This window comes from Cohnella lubricantis, assembly GCF_014212015.1.
Lineage (GTDB): Bacteria > Bacillota > Bacilli > Paenibacillales > Paenibacillaceae > Cohnella > Cohnella lubricantis.
This window is the reverse complement of sequence record NZ_JACJVN010000012.1, coordinates 14868-34663: the sequence shown is the minus strand read 5'-3', so window position 1 is coordinate 34663 and position 19796 is coordinate 14868. Positions and strand designations below refer to the sequence as shown.

At 57.2% G+C, this 19796-nt stretch carries 20 protein-coding genes; 12 read left to right on the top strand and 8 right to left on the bottom strand.

Annotated features, from left to right (window positions below; translation table 11 throughout):
• Positions 1–31: 31 nt before the first annotated feature.
• Positions 32–475 (top strand): GNAT family N-acetyltransferase, encoded by a 444-nt coding sequence (locus H4Q31_RS02295; RefSeq protein WP_185177455.1) that lies wholly within the window; start codon positions 32–34, stop codon positions 473–475.
• 185 nt (positions 476–660) lie between these two features.
• Complete coding sequence (gene fsa / locus H4Q31_RS02290; RefSeq protein ID WP_185177454.1) at positions 661–1308, top strand: fructose-6-phosphate aldolase; 648 nt, start codon at positions 661–663, stop codon at positions 1306–1308.
• 56 nt (positions 1309–1364) lie between these two features.
• On the opposite strand, the gene H4Q31_RS02285 is transcribed toward fsa, so the two are convergent.
• Both H4Q31_RS02285 and H4Q31_RS02280 read right to left on the bottom strand, forming a co-directional pair.
• Positions 1365–2036 (bottom strand): response regulator transcription factor, encoded by a 672-nt coding sequence (locus tag H4Q31_RS02285; protein ID WP_311771668.1) that lies wholly within the window; start codon positions 2034–2036, stop codon positions 1365–1367.
• A 5-nt stretch (positions 2037–2041) separates the two neighbouring features.
• Positions 2042–4282 (bottom strand): ATP-binding protein, encoded by a 2241-nt coding sequence (locus tag H4Q31_RS02280; protein WP_185177452.1) that lies wholly within the window; start codon positions 4280–4282, stop codon positions 2042–2044.
• 156 nt (positions 4283–4438) lie between these two features.
• On the opposite strand from H4Q31_RS02280, the gene H4Q31_RS02275 reads away from it, so the two are divergent.
• Positions 4439–4747, top strand: a complete 309-nt coding sequence (locus tag H4Q31_RS02275; RefSeq protein WP_185177451.1) for a response regulator transcription factor — start codon at positions 4439–4441, stop codon at positions 4745–4747.
• A 9-nt stretch (positions 4748–4756) separates the two neighbouring features.
• Here the strand turns inward: H4Q31_RS02275 and H4Q31_RS02270 are convergent, their stop codons facing one another.
• Both H4Q31_RS02270 and H4Q31_RS02265 read right to left on the bottom strand, forming a co-directional pair.
• Entirely contained in the window at positions 4757–6205 is a 1449-nt protein-coding gene (locus H4Q31_RS02270; protein ID WP_245347345.1) for a sensor histidine kinase, read from the bottom strand.
• Complete coding sequence (locus H4Q31_RS02265; RefSeq protein ID WP_185177450.1) at positions 6202–6876, bottom strand: response regulator transcription factor; 675 nt, start codon at positions 6874–6876, stop codon at positions 6202–6204. The genes H4Q31_RS02270 and H4Q31_RS02265 overlap by 4 nt, the downstream gene beginning before the upstream one ends.
• Positions 6877–6983: 107 nt before the next feature.
• Here H4Q31_RS02265 and gluQRS point away from each other — a divergent pair, with 107 nt between their 5' ends.
• The 5 genes from gluQRS to H4Q31_RS02240 all read left to right on the top strand — a co-directional run bounded on the left by gluQRS (position 6984) and on the right by H4Q31_RS02240 (position 11639).
• A complete protein-coding gene (gene gluQRS / locus H4Q31_RS02260; RefSeq protein ID WP_311771666.1) occupies positions 6984–7967 on the top strand; it encodes a tRNA glutamyl-Q(34) synthetase GluQRS in 984 nt (327 codons plus the stop codon).
• Positions 7968–7996: 29 nt separating this feature from the next.
• A complete protein-coding gene (locus tag H4Q31_RS02255; protein ID WP_185177448.1) occupies positions 7997–8620 on the top strand; it encodes an HD domain-containing protein in 624 nt (207 codons plus the stop codon).
• A 5-nt stretch (positions 8621–8625) separates the two neighbouring features.
• Complete coding sequence (locus H4Q31_RS02250) at positions 8626–9171, top strand: GNAT family N-acetyltransferase (protein ID WP_185177447.1); 546 nt, start codon at positions 8626–8628, stop codon at positions 9169–9171.
• 174 nt (positions 9172–9345) lie between these two features.
• A complete protein-coding gene (locus H4Q31_RS02245) occupies positions 9346–10623 on the top strand; it encodes a stalk domain-containing protein (protein ID WP_185177446.1) in 1278 nt (425 codons plus the stop codon).
• Positions 10620–11639: a phosphotransferase gene (locus H4Q31_RS02240; RefSeq protein ID WP_185177445.1), complete on the top strand. Its 1020-nt coding sequence runs from the start codon at positions 10620–10622 to the stop codon at positions 11637–11639. Before H4Q31_RS02245 ends, H4Q31_RS02240 begins: the two co-directional genes overlap by 4 nt.
• A 38-nt stretch (positions 11640–11677) precedes the next feature.
• On the opposite strand, the gene xerS is transcribed toward H4Q31_RS02240, so the two are convergent.
• A complete protein-coding gene (gene xerS, locus H4Q31_RS02235; RefSeq protein WP_185177444.1) occupies positions 11678–12763 on the bottom strand; it encodes a tyrosine recombinase XerS in 1086 nt (361 codons plus the stop codon).
• A gap of 835 nt (positions 12764–13598) precedes the next feature.
• Between xerS and nrdI the strand changes: the two genes are divergently transcribed.
• From nrdI to nrdF, 3 genes are all read left to right on the top strand, one after another.
• On the top strand, positions 13599–13958 hold the full coding sequence (gene nrdI / locus H4Q31_RS02230; RefSeq protein WP_185177443.1) for a class Ib ribonucleoside-diphosphate reductase assembly flavoprotein NrdI: 360 nt from the start codon (positions 13599–13601) through the stop codon (positions 13956–13958).
• A complete protein-coding gene (nrdE, locus tag H4Q31_RS02225; protein WP_185177442.1) occupies positions 13945–16029 on the top strand; it encodes a class 1b ribonucleoside-diphosphate reductase subunit alpha in 2085 nt (694 codons plus the stop codon). Before nrdI ends, nrdE begins: the two co-directional genes overlap by 14 nt.
• Before the next feature lie 80 nt (positions 16030–16109).
• A complete protein-coding gene (gene nrdF / locus H4Q31_RS02220) occupies positions 16110–17075 on the top strand; it encodes a class 1b ribonucleoside-diphosphate reductase subunit beta (protein WP_185177441.1) in 966 nt (321 codons plus the stop codon).
• Between the two features lie 92 nt (positions 17076–17167).
• On the opposite strand, the gene yedF is transcribed toward nrdF, so the two are convergent.
• Both yedF and yedE read right to left on the bottom strand, forming a co-directional pair.
• A complete protein-coding gene (yedF, locus tag H4Q31_RS02215; protein ID WP_185177440.1) occupies positions 17168–17395 on the bottom strand; it encodes a sulfurtransferase-like selenium metabolism protein YedF in 228 nt (75 codons plus the stop codon).
• Positions 17385–18596: a selenium metabolism membrane protein YedE/FdhT gene (yedE, locus tag H4Q31_RS02210; RefSeq protein ID WP_185177439.1), complete on the bottom strand. Its 1212-nt coding sequence runs from the start codon at positions 18594–18596 to the stop codon at positions 17385–17387. Before yedE ends, yedF begins: the two co-directional genes overlap by 11 nt.
• A gap of 89 nt (positions 18597–18685) precedes the next feature.
• On the opposite strand from yedE, the gene H4Q31_RS02205 reads away from it, so the two are divergent.
• Positions 18686–18961, top strand: a complete 276-nt coding sequence (locus H4Q31_RS02205; protein WP_185177438.1) for a hypothetical protein — start codon at positions 18686–18688, stop codon at positions 18959–18961.
• 60 nt (positions 18962–19021) lie between these two features.
• Here the strand turns inward: H4Q31_RS02205 and H4Q31_RS02200 are convergent, their stop codons facing one another.
• Positions 19022–19795 (bottom strand): YheC/YheD family protein, encoded by a 774-nt coding sequence (locus tag H4Q31_RS02200; protein ID WP_185177437.1) that lies wholly within the window; start codon positions 19793–19795, stop codon positions 19022–19024.
• Position 19796 lies beyond the last annotated feature (1 nt).

Sequence of the window (19796 nt, the reverse complement as noted above, 5' to 3'; positions counted from 1 at the left end):
GCGAAGCGGCATGTAGGCGAGGAGTGATATGATGCTAATCGATTTGAAGCCGCAGCTGCGGCAAGAGGACGTTCAAGAGCTGCTGGCTTTGTCGGTCTTCCCGGATCCGGAGCTGCTGGAGGAGGCGACCGTCTCCTATGAGACAGAAGAAGGGAACACGCTGAGAGGCTTGCGCGATGCCGAAGAGGACAAGCTGCTCGGTCTGATCGGCTACCGTTTGAATGAAGGAGGCGAGCTGCTCATTCGCCATATCGCAGTCGCGCCGGATGAGCGGAACCAGGGATACGGCAGAGCGATGGTACTTGAAGCCCTTGCCGAGACGGAACCGGCCGCGATCGTGGCCGAGACGGATGAGGAAGCGATTAACTTTTACCGGAATATCGGATTTACGGTGGAGAGTCTCGGGGAACCATACCCGGGAGCTGAGCGGTTCAAGTGCACCTACGTGACGGAACCGGAGGAAGACGCGGAGTAATTCGAATTCGGCTGCAGCCTGCCGGCTCATCTTCGGATGGAAGGCAGGCTTCTTCGTTATTGCCATCAACTGTCGGCTCGGTTCGGCCCGGCAGCTGTATGAACCTCTTCGCAGGTTGGGAAGCTAATCAGGGCGATACTGAAGGCAGCCTTGGCGAACATCCAATCGAGGAGTGGAGACGGCAAATGAAATTTTTCCTGGATACAGGCAACGTGGAAGAGATCAAGCGCATCATCAAGCTAGGACTGGTGGACGGCGTCACGACCAACCCTTCCTTGATTGCGAAGGAAGGCCGAGACTTCAAGCAGGTCATCCAAGAGATCGCAGGCATGGTATCCGGACCGGTCAGCGCGGAAGTGATCAGCCTGGACGTCCCGGGCATGCTGAAGGAAGCTCATGATATCGCGACTTGGGCGCCTAATGTCGTCATTAAGCTACCGCTCACCGAAGCCGGGCTTGAAGCGACCCATCAGCTCGCCCAGGAGGGCATTAAGACCAACGTCACCCTAATCTTCAGCGCTGCGCAGGGCTTAATGGCTGCCAAAGCGGGCGCAACCTTCATTAGTCCCTTCGTCGGACGGCTGGACGATATCGGCGTAGAAGGGATGGAGCTCGTGTCCAACCTTCGCCAAATTCTAGATATTTACGGATTGCCTACCGAGATTATCGCCGCCAGCATTCGATCGATCGCGCACGTCGAGAACGCAGCGCTCGCCGGAGCGCATATTGCGACTATTCCGGGTTCGCTGCTGCCGTCGCTGTGGAAGCACCCGCTGACCGATAACGGCATCGACCGATTCCTGAAGGATTGGGAGAAGATGGGTCAGAAGTAATCGGAGCATTAGTTATTTGGTCAGAAGTAAGTTGCATCTGGCTCGTTGATCGTTCATCAGGGAATAAACTTATATCCGACGCCCCACACCGTCTTGATGTGCTGGGGCGTCTTCGAATTCGATTCGATCTTGCGGCGCAAGTTGGTGATGTGAACGTCGACGGCGCGTTCATTCACGAACGAGTCGATGCCTCGGACCGAATGAAGCAGCTCTTCGCGCTTAAAGACGCGGCCTGGATTCTGAGTAAATAGCTTCATCATCTCAAACTCGGAGAAGGTCGTCTCGATCGGCCTGCCCTCCAGCAAGATCAATCGGCGTTCCATATCCAGCGACAACCGGACGGAGGGACGCTCTGGCCGTTCGACGGCGGACGAAGGAGGCACCCGGCGCAGCACCGCCATCAATCTTGCCTTCAGCTCTTGCACGCTGTAGGGCTTCGTCAAATAATCGTCCGCCCCGGAGCTAATCGCCCGAATCCGATCCGCAACGGCGCTCTTCATGGACGTGACGATAATCGGAACGTCCGTACGCTCGCGAAACGCCGCGCACAGCGTGCTTCCGTCCGTATCCGGCAGCATTAAGTCCAGTATGATGGCGTTCGGCTTGAAAGAAGAGAGGGACGCGAAGGCATCTGCAGCCGTCACCGCCTTGAGAACTTCAAATCGCTCCTCTTCCAAATACAGCGTAAGCATCTCGCCAAGAATCGGGTCGTCTTCAACGACTAACACCCTAGTCAAAAAGAATCTCCACCTATGTCTGATTTGTTAGGTCTGCTAATATCAGGCTTATATTCCGCAACAGAATGGAGATCGATGGACAGCTCCCGTTCCAGCACGCGAAGCCTCTCCGCCAATATAGGCGACAGTGGCGCACCGGACTCTTCGGCATGCGACAGCGCCTCTTCGCATTGGCTGGCCGCTTCGTACACGCCGTTCGCTCCTAACAGGCTGGAAGCGCCGCGAAGCGAGTGCAAGATGCGCTTGGCCTCTTGCCATTGGCCCTCCTCAAGCAATCGCTCGAGCTTCGAATGGACATCGCCGTAACTCTCGACAAGTTTATGGAGCAAATGCAAATATAATGCGCGATCCCCATTCAGGCGAGCCAACGCTTGTCTAACGTCCAACTGAGCCGATCGAGGAGTTCTCACAGCCATTGGACGGAGAGAGGGCGGGGATGGAGATGTTCGGTCGGACGACTCTGCAGGAAGCCAGCGGCCCAATAGCTGCCGAAGCTGCTGCTTATCGATCGGCTTGGCGATGATCTGTTGAACGCCAGCTTGGTAGCAGCGTGCATGCTGTTCCATCTGCGTATCGGCGGTGAGCATGACGATCGGGATCGAACGCCATCTCGGATCGCCGCGGATCGAGCGAACCGCGGCGATCCCATCCATCTCCGGCATGTGCAGATCCATTAGGATGAGGTCAAACGGCGATTGCCGATCCAGAAGCTGAATCGCATCCTTCGCCCGCGCTGCCGTCTCGACGGAAGCGCCAATGCTCTCCAGCATCCGGCACGTGATGGTCAGATTAATGTCGTGATCGTCCACGAGCAGCACGCGGCCCAGAGAAGGTCCATCCGTTCTCGGCCTATCCTGCCGGTCGGAGAGAGGATTCGCTAGACCCGTCTTGGCGAAAATAGCTTTGAACCGGAATTCCGTGCCTGTACCCGGTTCACTCTCAACCTTCAGGCTTCCGCCCATCAATTCGACAAGACGCTTCGCAATGACGAGTCCGAGTCCGCTGCCGCCATATCGCCGGCTGATCGAAGCGTCCGCCTGATGAAATGGGACAAATAATCGGCTTATTTGATCATCGGTCATGCCGATGCCGGTGTCCCGTACGATGAAGCGCACATGCGCTTCATTGGCGGTGCTGGCGTCCAACTCGGCAATCAGCCGAATCTCGCCTTCCTCGGTGAATTTGACGGCGTTGCCGCCCAAGTTGATCAATACTTGCTCGAGCCTATGGCTATCGCCTGACAGCCATTCCGGGACCGCTGGATCCCGCTCCACCACCAGCCGAATCGCCTTGTCCTTGCCAATCGCTTCGAGCGTATGCATAACATTATGGAGCGCGGCGCTCAGATGGAAAGGCTCGTTCACCAGCACGACCTGATCGGATTCCAGCCTCGAGAATTCCAGAAATTCATTGACGGTCCGAAGCAGGTGCCGCGACAGCAGTTCAATTCGTTCCAAGCCGGCCTTCTGGTCTTCCGGCACGTCTGAACGGTCGAGCATGCTGACAGTGTTCACGACCGCGTGAAGCGGCGTTCGGATCTCATGGCTGACGCGAGCTAGAAATTCACTTCGCGCAAGGTCCAACTGCCTCTCCCGTTCCTTGGCTTCGGCGTATTGCCGTTCCAGCAGCTTCTTCTCCGTAACCTCGCTCGCAACAGCTGAGTAATACATCCCGCGCCTCTGCGAATTCGCCGGCCGCAAGGCGAGATGAACGTCTGCATGGCGTGCGGCCGAACGGGCAGCATCCGGCATAAGCTCAAGCTCCACCTCTGACGCTCCCCGGCGGTAGGCCGCCTTCATGGCTTCCTTCAGCTTCGTCCGGCTGGCTTCCTGAAGACGATCGAATAGGGTAGGGACGGAGGCTGAGACGTCTGTGTCCGGCACGCGGATTCCAAAGAGAGCGCGGCAGGTCTCGTTCGCGTAGAGTAGGCATCCGTCCTGATCGAATGAGAACACCGCTAGCGAGGAACGCTCCACGATCTCGCTTAAACTGTCGGCGGACTGCTTAATCTTAGTCAGCTTGATCTCCATCGGAGAGAGGATACGCCGAATGGACATGAAGATGAACAAAGCAAACAACGCTTCGGCAGCGATCATGATGGCTGCGACGAACGGAGAAGGCGCTTGCGCGGCCATGCCAAACCGTTCTCGCCCATATTCAACGGCGGTTAGGAACAATGACAGGACGATTGTTGGCAACAACACGGCTACTGACGCGAATCGAAGCAACCTGCTCATGCAAACCACCTTAGAGAAGTATGAGCTAAACTAACATTTATCAAACAATTATTAAGCAATTGATTTAATGCTTTACCAGTATGATGTATCTTGAGAGTTCGCTCTCTACATAAAACGCACGAAGGCAGCCAACAAGAGAAAAGGGCGGATACGATAATGAAAATGATCAACAGTTACTTCCAAACGGACGGTCCTAACCAACCGGCATCGTCCGGACTGCTCAATCCGATATTTCAATCCTTCGCCAAGAAACATAAATTGACGCCGCGAGAGTCGCAAGTGATGCGCGTTCTCGTGATTGAAGGGCTTCGCAACGACGAGATTGCCGCTATTCTTCACATATCCCCGAAGACCCTTAAAAATCATATCGCCTGCATGATGAAGAAGACGGACACCGTCTCTTCACGCGGTCTGCAGGCGCTATTCTTCAACTTCGCTATGAAAATGCTGCTCCCGTCCGTCTAATCGGACGGCTTAATCGGAGGCCTTCGCGGCCTCCGATTGTTCATTATAGGGAACTTCAGCCGCGAGAAGCGGAAGCTTGACCTTGAACGTCGTACCGACGCCGAGACGGCTGGACACTTCGATCGTTCCTCCGTGCAGATCGACGATCTTCTTCACGATGGACAAGCCCAGTCCGCTGCCGCCGGCTTGACGGTTGCGCGACTTGTCAACTTTGAAGAATCGCTCGAACAGATGGGGGAGATCGTCCTCGGCGATGCCGATGCCCGTGTCGGATACCGTAACCTCCGCAGCATCGCCGGCCGTCCTCAGCCGAACCGAGATCGTTCCGCCTTCCGGCGTGAACTTGATGCTGTTGTGTAGAAGATTGCCCCATACTTGGCTGAGCCATTCTTCATCCGCTTCGAGCGTTGTCTTGCTCAGCTCCGCATCCATCGTTAGCCGCTTAGCCTCCCAGATCGGCTCGCAGGAGAGCACCGCCTGCCGAATTTGCCGATCGAGGCGGTATGGGCGCGGCCGATAGACGGGCTGCTTCGCTTGCAGCGAGGTCAGCCTCATCAGATTGTCGCTCATGCGGGACATGCGATCGCTCTCGGTCTCGATAATCTGCAAGTAGTGGTCCCGCATCTCAGGCGTCATATCGTTCTGCCGCAGCGCCTGGGCGAAGCCTTTGATCGCGGTGAGCGGCGACTGAATCTCGTGTGAGACGTTCGAGATGAATTCTTGGCGCATCTGCTCCATCTGGCCGAGCTCGGCGGCCATGCGATTTAAATTTTCGACCAGAACAGCGAATTGGCCGGCGTATCGCGGATGCGCTTCGAGGTTGATGTTGAAGTCGCCTTTGGACATTCGCTGCATCGCATCGACCATCATGGTGAACGTGTTCACCGCGCGCTTCTCCGGGTTCACGACGAGCCGCACGACATTCATCAGAACGCCGAAGAGGAGCAGCGCGAGCGCTAGCGAGACATAATCTCGCAGCGAAGGGTGGGTGCGCCCATACGACCAGTAATGATTCAGGAAGTGCGTCGCGTAATGGGCTCCCGTCCAGCAGAGGGTGAAGATGGCGAAGAAGGCGAGTACGCCGAACACGGCGTGGTACCATCTTGGTTGATGCGGCGACCGCAAATGGTTGTGCTGGCGCTCGCGCTGCTGTTCCATGCGTTCCCGATGGCGTGCGCGGCGCTTCTGGTTCTGTTCCCGGTGCCGCCGCTTATGCTCGTAGTGCAGTCGGTCAAGCTCATGCCGCTTGCGCTTGAACTGGCGGCGAATCTCCATCTTGAGCGCACGAATGGCGCCGCGTTGCTCGTGAATGGCATGAAGCCGCTCGTACCAAGGAAGCTGCCGCTTGCGGATATCGCGAAGAGCTTGCTCATGTTCAAGCATGCGCTCCTGTATTTGCTGCATAATGAGTGATTCTCGCTGTGTATCATTCTGCATATCTTTGGAAGATCGGTTCAAGCCAGCACCTCCAGCCGGTACCCGAGTCCTCGAATCGTCGTGATTCGGAATCCGTGCTCTTCTTCGGAGAAACGCTCTCTCAGACGTTTGATATGGACGTCGACCGTCCGCTCGTCGCCTTCGTAGTCATAGCCCCATATTTGCTCGATTAGCTGTTCTCGCGAGAACGTCTTGCCTGGGTAGCTCGCCAGCTTGAACAACAATTCGAACTCCTTAAGCGGAAGCGTCAGCGCTTGATCGTTAATGGCAAGCTCATATGTCTTGCGGTCCAATCGGACATGTCCGACTTGTATGCTCTGGGACAGCGAGATCTTGTACCGCTTCAGCAGCGCTCTCACGCGCATAACCAGCTCCGCGGGCTCGAACGGCTTGACGAGATAATCGTCCGCTCCCAGCTCGAAGCCCTTCACCTTCTGCGACGTCTCGCCTCTGGCGGTCAGCATCAGGATCGGGAAGTCTTCGCTCGCGCGAAGCTCCGAGACCAGCTCCCAGCCGTCCATGTTCGGCATCATGACGTCGACGACCGCCAGATCGAAGCGGACGGTCTCCATCAGCTTCAAAGCCTCCATACCATCGGAAGCTTCATGCGTATCGAAGCCTTCCTTCGATAGAAAAAGCGCGACCAGTTCGCGAATATGCGGATCGTCGTCAACGATTAACAATTTAGCCATTCATCCCATCCTCCTCGTCACAGTATATCATGCGCGTTTGATATGAACTGAATATGAACCGTTCTATGTTACAATGGATAGAAAGAGTAGGGAGAGGAAGAATTCGCGTGAACAGATCATCTGCCAGCATTCGCGGCCGGTTCGCGCCGACGCCTTCCGGCCAGCTGCATCTGGGCAACGCCGCCACCGCGCTGCTTGCCTGGCTGCAAGTCCGCTCCGCAGGAGGCGCGATGATTCTGCGGATCGAAGATCTGGACGCTCCGCGCTGCAAGCCTGGTATGGCGCAGCGGATCATGGATGAGATGCGCTGGCTCGGGCTCGATTGGGATGAGGGTCCTGACGTTGGCGGAGACTTCGAACCGTATGAGCAGAGCGCGCGGCTGGATCGTTATGAAGCGGCGCTTGAACGGCTGCGCCGGGACGGGCTGCTGTATCCGTGCTATTGCAGCCGCGCTGAATTGCAAGCGATCGCCAGCGCGCCGCACGGGCTCGCCGCCGAAGGCGCCGTCTACGACGGCCGCTGCCGCCGGCTGACGCCGGAGGAACGCGCGGATAGGCAGGCGAGAAAGACGCCGTCGTTGCGGTTCGCGATGCCGAATCGAAGCATCGCCTTCACGGACGGCGCAGCTGGTCCGCAGATGTTCGCCGCCGGAGCGGGAGGCGACTTCGTCGTGAAGCGGGCGGACGGCATCATCGGTTACCAGCTGGCTGTCGTCGTGGATGATATCGAGATGCAAGTGACGGATGTGTTCCGCGGCTGGGATCTGCTCGACTCGACACCCCGTCAGCTCGCGCTGTATGAGGCGCTCGGCGCGCCGCCGCCGCGGTTCGCGCATGGTCCGCTGCTGCTTGGTCCGGACGGCAGCCGCTTGTCGAAGCGGCATGGGGACGTGTCAGTATCCTCGCTGCGAGAGCAAGGCGTCGCGCCGGAGCGTCTCGTCGGCTGGCTCGCCTGGCTGACGGGATTGCGGGACGAGCCGTCGCCGGCAACGCCGGAGGCGCTGATCCCGGAGTGGAACCCGGAGCGCATCGCCCATGAGGCGGTCACGCTGCAGGATAATTGGAATCGTCACTTGTTGGATTGTGAATAGATGCAGTAGACGCAGAAGGAGCGCTGTACATGGAGATATGGAAGGATCAACGGCTGTCGCAGCAGATGGACTTCATGAAGGAAGCGGATAAGCTCAAGACCGTTATGCGCCGCACCACCATTATGGACGGCAGCCGGCACGAGAATACGGCCGAGCACTCCTGGCACATCTCGCTGCTGGCGATGGTGCTGCACGAGCATGCGCCGGAGCCGAAGCCGGACTTGTCGCATGTCATTAAGCTGTTGCTCGTGCACGATATCGTCGAGATCGACGCAGGCGATACGTTCGCTTACGATACGGCAGGCTACAGCGACAAAGAGGAACGCGAGATGGCGGCGGCCAACCGGATCTTCGGCTTGCTGCCGGACGATCAAGCCGAGCGGATCATGGCGCTCTGGCGCGAGTTCGAAGAGATGCAGACGCCGGAAGCGATATTCGCCGCCGCCATGGATCGAATGATGCCGCTGCTGCACAACTACTACAACGAAGGCTATTCTTGGAAGCAGCATGGCATCCTGCGCTCGCAAGTGTTAAAGCGGATGGAGCCGATTCGGCTGGCTTCGCCGAAGATTGGCAGCTTCATCGATGAATTACTGCAGCGCGCGGTCGATCGAGGGCTGCTCGCGGACGATCCATCCGATAAGGAGGCGTAAGGCGAATGCCTCATTTGATCGGAGAACGCGTCATGCTGCGCGAATACCGGTTGGAGGATCTAGTGCCGCTGCGCGCATGGGTGAACGATTCGAGAATAGTCGGCTCTCTGTCGGACGATTTCCTGTTCCCGCATACGTTGGAGGCTTCTGAAGCCTACTTGAACGCCATGATGGACCCGAAGCCGGACTGCCGCGGGTTCGTCATCGCGGATGCGGATACGCAGCTGTACATCGGCGAGGCGAATCTCCATACGATCGATTGGAAGAATCGCGTCGGGCGGATCGGCATCGTGATCGGCTCGGTCGACAAGCTCGGACAAGGCTTTGGCACCGAAGCGATGAAGCTGCTCATGGCGTTCGCCTTCCGCGAGATGAATTTGAACCGCCTCGAGCTGGAAGTGTACGACGACAACGAACGCGCGTATCGAAGTTACTTGCGGTGCGGGTTCAAAGAGGAAGGCAGGCTGCGCGAGAGACAGTTCAAGAATGGCGCTTACGTCGACGTCATTCAGATGGGCTTGCTTCGTTCGGAATGGGTAGCCTCATTGTAATCGGATATCAACTGTACAGAAGCTGCTGCGAGGAGACGCGGCGGCTTTCTTTGTGTAGCTTGGCGAACAACTTAGGTCTTGCGCTAGATTACTAGAGTTCTATTAATTCTGTTATAATCTAGTGGATTGTACTAGAGTCTTAACGATGAAGCAGCCGGGAAGGGAGAATCGTACGTGAACAAGCACCATTGGGGGAGAACAGCTGCGGCAGCCGTATTGGCAGCCTCTCTGTATGCGGCAGCGCCAGCGGGATATTCGCACGCAGCAGCAGCGGGGACGGGCAGCGACGCGGTCCAAATCTTGTTGGACGGGTATGCGCTGCCGTTCGATTCAGCGCCGATCATCAAGCAAGGCGTGACGATGGTTCCATTCCGCGCTATAGCGGAGGCGCTAGGCGTCTCGGTCGTGTGGAATCAGACCGCGAAGACGATTACCGCATCCGGTTTAAGCGGTGACGGACAGCCGGTTCAATTGAAGCTGACCGTCGGGCAGAAGACGGCTGCAGTTGACGGAACGAATATTGAACTGTTAGAGGCTCCCGTCAATCAACAAGGACATGTGCTGATTCCGCTGCGGGTGTTCGCCGATCAGTTCGGCGCGAAGACCGGCTGGAATCAAACGGCGCATACCGTCTCTATTGAATCGCCGCAGCGAGAGATGCGCTTGCTAGGCTTCTATGCAATCAGCTCCTACGATCAACTGGATCGCACGAATTCTCTTAACGCGGTGGCTTTCGGTTGGAGCGAGATTAATGAGAACAGCCAGTTCACGACGGGCGGCAAAGTTTATAAGTGGCCGCAGCCAGCTGGCGATGTTACGCCGCAGTCGATCGTTAAGGACGTTAATGATTCGAACAAGGATACGTATCTCATGGTCTCCGGAGTCGACGGCAGTCGGCAACTGACGAAGGTGATGACGGATCCGCAATTACGCTCAAGCTCGATCGGCGAGATGATTGAGGTCGCTTCGGAGAGAGGCTTTGGCGGCATTATGCTCGATTATGAAGGTCTTGGGCTGAAGGATGATCCGGCAGTCGCCAAGAAGCAATTGAACGAATATGTGAAGGAGCTGGACGAGAAGGCGGCGCCGCTCGGCCTTAAGCTCTCGCTCGCAATTCATGCGCCGAACAGCTCGTACAAGGGCTATGACTATGGAACGCTGGCGAAGTACGCGGATGAGATCGTTCTGATGGCCTATGATTATACCGCTGATAAGAAGTCTCAGCCGCTAGCGTTGATCGATGAAGCTATCCAGCAGACGCTTCAAGCCGGCGTCTCGAAAGAGCAGCTGCTGCTTGGCGTGAATATGGACAGCGAAGACGAGACTTCGATCGCCAGCAAGCTGGGGCTCGCCAAGCGCTATGGCTTGAGCGGCGTCGCCTTCTGGCGTCTCGGAATCTTCACCGACGCCGAGCTTCAAGCGATCGACGCTTCGGTGACCCCCTCGTCGTGAGCTCAGCTACGGCTATCGCTTCAGCGCTGCGCCGCTACTTCGCCGATGGGGAATGGACCTTCCTGAGCGGAGGGGAGAGCGGCTGGAACAATACGACCCGGTACGTCCAATCAGACGGCGAGACCTACGTGCTTCGCTTGTATGAGACGCATCGGGACGAGGCCAAGGTTCGCTTCGAGCATGAGACGCTGCTCGCGCTCGCTGCGGAACGGCTGCCGTTCGCGGTTCCGCAGCCCGTTCGCGACCGGACAGGCGAGACGCACTTCCGGCTGAACGACGGCACGGAGCGATATGGATGCCTGTTCGCGTATTTGCCCGGCAGAAGGCCGGACAGCTTGAGTCCGGCTGGCGCCCGAGCTGTCGGCCGCGCCGCGGGCCAGCTAAGCAGCGCGCTAGCCCGTATTCGAGTGAACGCGCCGCCGGTATACCCGCCGTATTATAAGCTGGACCTGGCGCATCCTTCCTGTCCGCCCGAGAAGGTGGCGGACTTCTGCGAGCGTCCGCCGGCCGCGTTCCGATCGCTCGCAGCAGAGCTGCGTACGATTCACGAAGAATGGAGCCGCTTCCGGAGCCGATTGTCGCGGCTTGGCGAACTGCCGCATCAGCTCGTGCACGGCGATATCAACGATTCCAACATGCTGGCGGAAGAGGGGAATCCGAACGCGGTCACAGCCGTGATCGACTTTGAATTCTGCACGCGGGATCTGCGGGCGATGGAGCCGGCGGTCGTGCTGTCGGCATTGCTGGATGGAGAAGCCGCGAACGATACCGTTCCAGCGTTTCTGGAAGGCTACGCGGAGAACTTGAAGCTTAGCGGAGACGAGCAGGAGGCAATTCCGGCTCTTGTCAAACTGAGGAAATTGGACGTGTTCGTCCACTTCCTCGGCCGATATCTGGACGGCGTAGACGGGGAAGAGACGCTGCGAATCCAGACCGTTAGCGCGGCGACGGGATTGAATCGGCTGCGGGAGCATGAGAAGCAGCTCGCCGTCTGGATCGAACGGGAGCTGCGGTAACGCTCGCAAGCCTGCTGTTCACGCCATGCTTCGCTTCGTCATTCAGCTTCTCGGCGGCGGTCGATCGCTTCTTCCATCGTCTTGTCGGTGAGATGCGCATAGATCTGCGTCGTCTCCGGCGAGGCGTGGCCAAGCTGCTCTTGCGTCTTGTACAGGTCGTTGCGCAAGTAGTAGTCCGTCGCGAACGAATGCCGGAGCTTGTGGACGGAGAGATAGGGCTTGCCAAATCGCTTGGCGTATTTGATAACCATCTCTTGAATCGCCCGCTTCGTCATGCGGGAGCCCTCGTTCTTGCCGTTCGCCACGGCGAGGAAGAGGGCTTTCTCGCGTTTGGGCGCCTTGTACCGAAGCTCGCGCAGGCGCAAATACTCTTCCAGATCTTCGACGGCATCATGGCGGAAGAAGACCGGCGTCTTGAACGTGTCGTCGTTCTTACCTTTGCGGTAGACGTAGGTCAGCTTCTTCTTCAGATCGAGATCGTCGACGTTCAGGTTCACCAGCTCCGACACGCGCAGGCCGGAGTTCAGAATGAGGCTCACGATGCAGGCGTCCCGCGTATGGTTCAGCTCATGCGCGTGGAGCGCTTGCTTATTGGAAGCGACATCGTGCGCATAATCATGTTTAATATAGTTAATGAATTCGAGAATCTCTTCCTCCTGCAGCAGCTTGCCCTCTAGCTTGGCGGCCGTATCCTTCGGCTTCTGGGTGCGCTTGATCGACACCTTGGCCATGACGTTGCGCTTCAGGAGCGGGTAGAAGTCGTCATCCTCCGCGATCTGGCTCAAATAGTGGAACAGGGAGCGAAGAGACGACAGCTTGCGCGAGATCGTCGTCCGGCTGTTCGCGTTCTCGGTCCGCGTCGACAGGTACATGCGGTAATTGTCGACGCTCTCCATATGAAGCCGTTCCAGATCCGCAAGCGGGATCTCGGTCATCTTGGCAGCCTGCGTCAGTCCTTCCGCCATCAGCCAAGAGAAGAACGTCTCGTAATCGCGAACGTACTCGAGCAGGGAGGAAGGAGAGAGGTCGGGCAGCTTGTAGTTCACGAACTTCTCAACATACCAGGGCATGCTCGGCACGCGGCGATCCAGTTCCTCGCGGTCTTTCTTCTTCTGGAGATTCATATCTATCACCCGTTAATCAAAATATCAAAACTTGAAATTCGAAATATGTATACATAATATTGATTATGTTAACTATGATCTGACAATCTCTAAATCCTCATTAGTATAACATGGAAACGATCGTCTCGCGTGTCCCCTCTCCCTACACTTCTCCTTAATAATTAATGAGCTAAATTATAATGCTTCCCTTTAAAATGAATTTGAGAGAACCTCAACCGCCAAGAAGGAGTGTGCTGTTATGGCTATCGTACAAGTGACCGTCGTTCGGCGGCTGCGGTCATGAACAAGCTAAATCTGCCTTCCTGTCGGAAGGCGAGCCGGATTTTAACGCACTGTCCCATTGATAGCAGGCCATCGGATTCTGTCTGGTTGAGGGGGATCGAGTCGACATCTGGGACATCGGGTATGCGCTCACTCCGAATCAGCTCGTCGCCACTCGAATCGAAAAAATATCTTAAGACCTAATCTTGCAGCGGACGCCTCTAGCGGTGTCGCTGCTTTGCTTTGATAGGAGCGGATCCGCGGATTCGGTCCGCAATTCCCAAAATAGTTCCTGGGACTCATCGACATTTTTCTCAGCGAATACACGGTTGACTTCCCTATATCTTGGTGCTAGATTTATTACATCAACTACATATAGTTAATCCGAATCCGGGAAGCCGACATTTCGACCGGGTTCGATGATGGGAGCGCGAACATTTGTCGTACTTCCGTACCTAATGTCAGACCCTGACTAGCATTCCGGCATTAGAGAGACGTTTTCGGTATTGGCTTTCCAGATCGTTCCGGATTCGTCTTTTGTTGTTATTTGATGTGGAGAGGAGACGTCCCCCAGATGCTGATTGCATACGATTCCCGTACCGGCAATGTGAAGCGGTTCATTCGCAAGCTCGATCTCCCATCGATCCAAATCGAGGAGTCGACCTTGCTGGATGAGCCGTTTGTGCTTGTTACATACACGACGGGATTCGGGAATCCGCCGGAGAAGGTGATGTCGTTCCTGGAACGCAATCACGCGAAGATGGTTGGCGTCTCCGCCAGCGGCAACCGCAACTGGGGAGATCGCTTCGCGCGCAGCGCGGATCACATCTCATCGAAGTACGGCGTTCCTATTCTGTCCAAGTTCGAGCTGTCGGGTACAGCCAAAGACGTGGAGACATTCTTAAAAGAGGTGAAGGCAGTTGCGTCATATTGAACTCAATAATTTGCTGATGCAGCGCGATGAGGAAGGCTTCTTCCAACTGGACAAGGATCGCGAAGCCGTCGAAGCGTTCATGGCGGAAGTCGAGCGCAAGAGCTTGAAGTTTGAGAATACGGCCGCCAAGGTGCGGTATATGATCGATAACGATTACTATGAGAACGTATATGAGCAGTACACGGAAGCCGAGGTTGATCAGGTATATGCGCTGACGCATAACAGCGACTTCCGCTTCCAGTCCTTCATGGCGGCATCCAAGTTCTACACGGACTACGCCGTGAAGAGCGACGACAAGTCGCTGTACCTCGAGCATTACGCGGACCGCGTGGCGATCGTTGCCCTGCACTTGGGTCGAGGCGACGTATCCGTCGCGCTCAGCTTGGCGAATGCGATGATGGAGCAGCGCGTGCAGCCGGCAACGCCGACGTTCCTGAACGCGGGCAAGAGCCGCCGCGGCGAGCTCGTCTCGTGCTTCCTGCTGGAGATGGACGACGCGCTCAATTCGATCAACTATGTGCTCGGCACCTGCATGCAGCTGTCGAAGATCGGCGGCGGCGTCGCCGTCAACCTGTCCAAGCTGCGCGGGCGCGGCGAGCCGATCAAAGGCGTGGAAGGCGCGGCCAAAGGCATTATGCCGGTGCTGAAGCTGATGGAGGACGCGTTCTCCTATGCGGATCAGATGGGCCAGCGCAAGGGATCTGGCGCGGGGTACTACAACATTTTCGGATGGGACGTCATGGAGTTCTTGGACAGCAAGAAGATCAACGCCGACGAGAAGACGCGTCTGAAGACGCTGTCGATCGGCTTGATCGTGCCGAACAAGTTCTACGAGCTTGCGGAACGCAATGAGATGCTGTATGTGTTCGGACCGTACTCGGTGTACAAGGCGTACGGCCAGCACCTCGACGACATGAACATCGACGAGATGTACGAGACGCTGCTCGCCGACGAGCGGGTGAAGAAGAAGGCTGTTCTCAGCGCGCGCGACATGCTGACGAAGATCGCGACGATTCAGCTGGAATCCGGCTATCCCTATATTATGAACCGTTCGAATGCGAACCGCGATCATGCGCTGAAGGGAATCGGCAACATTAAGATGTCCAACCTGTGCACGGAGATCTTCCAGCTGCAGGAGACGTCCGAGATCGGCGATTACGGCCAAGAGGACATCATTCGCCGCGACATCAGCTGCAATCTGGCATCGCTGAACATCGCCAATGTCATGGACCGCCGCAAGATTCGCGAGTCGGTGCACGAAGGCATTACCGCGCTGACCGCTGTCAGCGACATGTCGAGCATCCAGAATGCGCCCGGCGTCGCTAAGGCGAACGCTGAGCTGCACTCGGTCGGCCTCGGCGCGATGAACCTGCACGGGTACCTGGCGAAGAACCGCATCTCCTACGAGAGCCCGGAAGCGCTTGACTTCGTCCGTACGTTCTTCATGATGGTGAATTACTATTCCATCGAACGAAGCATGGAGATCGCCCGCGATAAGGGTCAAACATTCGCCGGCTTCGAACGTTCGGAGTATGCGAGCGGCGCGTACTTCGAACGTTATAAGAACACCGACTACAGACCAAGGTTGGAGAAAGTCAAAGCGCTGTTCGAAGGGATGGCCATTCCGACGACGGAGGACTGGGCGAAGCTGCAACAAGGCGTGCAGAAGCACGGCTTGTACCACGCTTATCGATTGGCAACCGCTCCTACCGGAAGCATCTCTTACCTGCAGAACGCTACGGCAAGCGTCATGCCTGTCGTGGAACCGATCGAGACGCGCACGTATGCGAACTCGACGACGTATTATCCGATGCCGTTCTTGAGCAAGGACAACTTCTTCTACTACAAATCCGCTTATTCGATGAACCAATTCAAGATCATCGACTTGATCGCGGAGATACAAGCGCATGTCGACCAAGGCATCTCGACCATTCTGCACGTTAACAGCGACGTAACGACACGCGAACTGTCGCGGTATTACGTGTATGCTGCGAAGAAGGGGCTCAAGTCTCTGTATTACACGCGGACGAACATTCTGTCCGTCGAGAACTGCGTTAGCTGCGCCGTCTGATTGGACGGGACGACGGAACCCGCAGGAAGTCCGAGCGGCAATCGCTCGCGGATGGACGCAGATGAAAGGGGAAGAACACCATGTGCGCGATGAAAGCCGTTAACTGGAATCGTCCGGACGATGATTTCACCAATATGTTCTGGCAGCAGAACATTATGCAGTTCTGGACAGACGAGGAGATTCCGCTGTCGGACGACAAGATGTCATGGATTGAGCTGAACGATGCGGAGCGCACGCTCTATAAGAAGGTGCTGGGCGGCTTGACGCTGCTCGACACGGTGCAGGGCGGCATCGGCATGCCGAAGATTCTCGAGCATGTAGACGGCCTGCAGCGCAAGGCGGTGCTCGGGTTCATGGCGATGATGGAGCAGATCCATGCGAAGAGCTACAGCAGCATATTCACAACGCTGGCGACGACGGAAGAGATCGACGCGGTGTTCCGCTGGGTCGAAGAGAACCGCTACCTGCAGACGAAGGCGGACACGATCGCCGAGTATTACAAGAACATCACGACTCGCAAGAGACTGTATCTCGCGATGGCGGCTTCCGTTCTGCTCGAGAGCTATCTGTTCTACAGCGGCTTCTTCTATCCGTTGTATCTGGCCGGACAGGGCAAGATGACGAGCAGCGGCGAGATCATCGACCTCATCCTGCGCGACGAGAGCATCCACGGCGTGTACGTCGGCGTGCTCGCCCAGGAAGTGTTCGCGGAGCTCGACGAGGATGAGCAGAAGGACGCGTACGAGACGCTGCGCGGGCTGCTGCAGTTCCTGCATCAGAACGAGATGAACTACACCGAGGAGCTGTACGGCGAGGTTGGCCTGACGGCTGATGTGAAGACGTTCGTTCGCTACAACGCCAACAAGGCGATGATGAACCTGGGGCTTGATCCGGTGTTCCCGGAAGAGGATGTCAACCCGATCGTGTTCAACGGTATCAGCACGAAGACGAAGCAGCACGACTTCTTCTCGAAGAAGGGCAACGGCTACGTGCGCACGCTGAACGTCGAGCCGCTGACGGACGACGACTTCAAGTTCGAGTTCTAAGGTGAAAATAATACAGAAACCGCATGCGTCCCGCCTAGAGCGGAGGCATGCGGTTTCTTTTCTAGCGTTATGGTCGGGGACGAGGGCCGCCGTTAAGCGGTAATATAGAAGATCATGTCGCGCCCGTTCTTCTCAGGCTCCTGCGCCATCGTGTAGCCATGCTTGAGCACTTCCTCCGGGACGTTGCGGAAGGCGGAGGGACAATCGACGATGACCTGCAGCAGCTGCCCCTGCTTCATTCCCTTTAACGTCTCGAGCGTGTAGACGACGGGGTAGGGACATGATTCGCCGCGAATATCCAGCGTGTAATCAATTGACATGGTGCGATTCTCCTCTCTTAAATCCGGTGCCGAAGCGATAATGCTTCTGCCAGTAAGCGGCGATGGCGAAGACTAGCCCCAAGACGATGAGCGTAGCCGCGATCGCGCCGGCAGGTCCCCAAGCGGTGAACAGGTTGATCTTCGAGCCGCTCGCCACGAGCGCATCGTATACGCCCATATGGTCCCAAGCATAGGCGAGGAAGCTCGCGCCGATGACGTTGCCGAGGAAGACGGGCAGGAACACGATCTGGCCTTCCATGAGCCGGTACATCATGCCGGTCTCGCAGCCGCCGGCCATGACGATGCCGAGGCCGAACAGGATGCCGCCGATGAGCGTGCTCGGAGCCGCGATCTTCGTGATCGGGTCCATGCCGTTGACGAGCAGAATGATCAGCGTCGCGACCGAACTGACCGCCATACCGGCGAGGATCGCCTTCGTCATCGTCGCGCGTCCGCTGATCCACATATCGCGGAAGGCCGAGGTGAAGCAGATCTGGCCTCGCTCGATGCAGATGCCGAAGAACGCGCCGAACAGCGCGGCGACGCCGAGCATCGGATGGCCGGTGGCGAAGAAGCAGACGATCAGCGCGGCATACAGCAGAGCGGCGATGCCGCCGAGAATAGGCTGAACCTTACGCTTAGTTGGTTGAGACGCTGTGTCGATCGAACCTTTCGATAGGGCAGGCTTGCCTTTCCACCACTTCGTGCCGATCAGCTTCACGCCGAGATACGTGCCGATACCGGTCGCCGCCATGAAGATCCACGCATGAAGCGAGAATTGCGGCACGCCGGTGAAGAAGGCGGCCAAGTTGCACCCGAGCGCCATCCGAGCACCGAAGCCGGCGACGATCCCGCCCGCGAAGCCTTGGATCCAGCGGCGCTTCTGCCGGGGAACCCGAATCTTAAAGTTATTGTTCAAGAGGACCATGATCAGGGCCCCCACGAACATGCCCCAGACGATCCAACCGTCCGTCCGCGTCCATGTCGTGCCGTTCATGCCGACCAGTCCGAAGTAGCTCCAGTCCGACAAGTCCGCGCCGAACCACTCCAGCACATGCCCGCCAAGACGGGTGAACTCGCCGGTGACGGCCCACACGGTCTTCGTGATCCCGAAGTAAACAGCGCTCAAGATACCCGCCAGCGCCATAGCGGCATAAGGACTCCAGTAGCTCAACACCCATCTTCGATACAATGCTCTCATCTTCTTGCGCCTTGCCTTTCATATGTAGTTAGATTGCCAAATTCTATCTTACTACATCACAGATCATGATAGGTGCGGAATTTGGGAAAATGTACGGTGATCCTCGTCCCCGCGCCGGCTTCGGATTGAACGGACAGGCCGTGGCCCAGCTTGATCGCCGTCTGCCTGGCCAGATAGAGCCCCTGCCGGTCGACTTGGCGGGCTGCAGCCAGCCGTTAGCGCCGGCGAAGCCGCGGCCGAACACGCGGCCGATCTCCTCCGGCGCGATGCCGATGCCCGTGTCCGCGATCGTCAGCCGGCGCGAGATCAGCACATCGCTGGCCGCGCAGACGCTGTTCGCGTTCACGCTCCCGCTGCTGGTATGAATGGTTGATTCGGAGTTCTTGCCTGCGTCCGAGATGCCAGATGAAGTGTTAGTCTGCGCTCTAGATTCGGCCTAACGCCCTGGCGTAACGAAGAATTCTGCGGAAGGATCGACGATCTTTAAGGTGCTTAAATAAATAATGATCAGGGCTGGTGTTAACCTCGATAATCCATGGGCGGTATCGCTGGTCGAGCCCGACATCGACGCCGATCGTATCGATGCCCGGATACGTTCGGCTTAGCGCGGCTGCTGCCCGCCGGCCGATTGACGCCAGCGATTGAGCGATAGCGGCCGTTCGCGCTTCGCCGATCTTGGGGCTGAGCAGCGCGTTCAGCGGAGTTGGCGCGCCTCCGTTGTGATAGTTGGTGACGACCTTGCCTACTTCCGCCACGCGACCGATGATGCCGGTCGTCTCCCAATGCCCGCTCGGATTGCGCTGAACCATGACGCGGATATCGAACATCCTCCCGTTGTGCTTCAGAAGGCGAATGCCTCTCTGAACGAGGTACGGTCTCCTTCCGGCAAGCTTGAGCAGTGAATCGCTCATCTCTTGGTACGAACGGAACGTTCGAAGCTCCCGCTTGTAGTGGTAACAGTAAGGCTGGCGGGATGAGGAATCCGGAAGATGCTCCACGCGAACGACGCCATTGCCATGCATGCCGGATACGGGCTTAACGTACACCATGCCGTATTTGTGCAGCAGCTCGCGCAGCGAGGAAGACGACAACGGTCTCGTCTCCGGCACATGGATTCGCAGGCGCTCATCCTTCACAATGGCGTTCGTCTTGCTCAGCTTGCTGGCCACGTACTTCCTGGATTTGCTAACGCGTCTCAAC